Below are 1,198 nucleotides of genomic sequence, written 5' to 3'. Positions count from 1 at the left end.
TTCGCCGTCTTCGCTTGGATATCCTGGAATCTCATTTCCTTCTTTATCCTTGTGACTAGTTTTCACTTTTTCGTAGACGTGCTCTGTATCTCCATTTGGAAGTTTCTTAGTCTCTACGAAGCGGTAACCTGGGATGTCTTTCTTAGGTTGTTCCCCATCTTCACTTGGAATTAATGTATTCCCCTTAGTATCTACAAAAGAAGTAATTGGACGTACAGTTGGAGCTGGGGTAAATTCCCAAGTTCCTGTAAATTTAACGTCCGCTCCATTGATGGTTTCTGATGCCTTGTCATAGGACTTGAAGCTCCAAGTACCTTCTGCTGTCTTCACTTCTGTTTGACTTGGTTGTGTTGGAGTCACTTTGCTGCCATCTTTCAAGTCTGTTTGGTCTGCTGGAAGTAGAGTTTTCACTTCTTGTGGAAGTTCTTTTCCTGGAGTTCCGCTGACAAACTCGTGAACTGCTTTATGAGTCACTGTTGGTGCTGGGCTCGCTGTAAATTCCCATGTTCCTACAAACTTAACATCTGAACCGTTGACAGTCTCTGAAGTCTTGTCGTATGACTTGAAGCTCCATGTGCCTTCTGCTGTCTTCACTTCTGTTTGACTTGGTTGTGTTGGAGTCACTTTGCTGCCATCTTTCAAGTCTGTTTGGTCTGCTGGAAGTAGAGTTTTCACTTCTTGTGGAAGTTCTTTTCCTGGAGTTCCGCTTACAAATTCATGTGTTGCCTTGTAAGTTGGTGCTGGGGTAAATTCCCAAGTACCGACGAAGTGGGCATCTGCTCCATTGATAGTTTCTGATGCCTTGTCATAGGACTTGAAGCTCCATGTGCCTTCTGCTGTCTTCACTTCCGTTTTACTTGGTTGTGTTGGAGTCGCTTGACTACCGTCTTTCAAATCTGTTTGGTCTACTGGAAGCAAGTCTTTTACTTCTTGTGGAAGCTCTTTGCCTGGAGTTCCGCTTACAAATTCATGTGTTGCCTTGTAAGTTGGTGCTGGGGTAAATTCCCATGTACCGATGAAGTGGGCATCCGCTCCATTGATGGTTTCTGATGCCTTGTCATAGGACTTGAAGCTCCAAGTGCCTTCTGTAGTCTTCACTTCCGTTTTACTTGGTTGAGTTGGAGTCGCTTGACTACCGTCTTTCAAGTCTGTTTGGTCTGCTGGAAGCAAGGATTTCACTTCTTGCGGAAGTTCTTTT

Annotated in this window: 1 protein-coding gene; it reads right to left on the bottom strand. The window is 44.4% G+C overall.

The features are described from left to right. Positions 1 to 1,198, bottom strand: a 1,198-nt coding sequence (locus ADI74_RS07730; RefSeq protein WP_239682818.1) for an SHIRT domain-containing protein, incomplete at both ends; no start/stop codon positions are given.

It is taken from the genome of Streptococcus pseudopneumoniae (assembly GCF_001074565.1).
GTDB lineage: Bacteria > Bacillota > Bacilli > Lactobacillales > Streptococcaceae > Streptococcus > Streptococcus pseudopneumoniae_J.
This window is presented reverse-complemented; position numbering and strand designations above follow the sequence as displayed.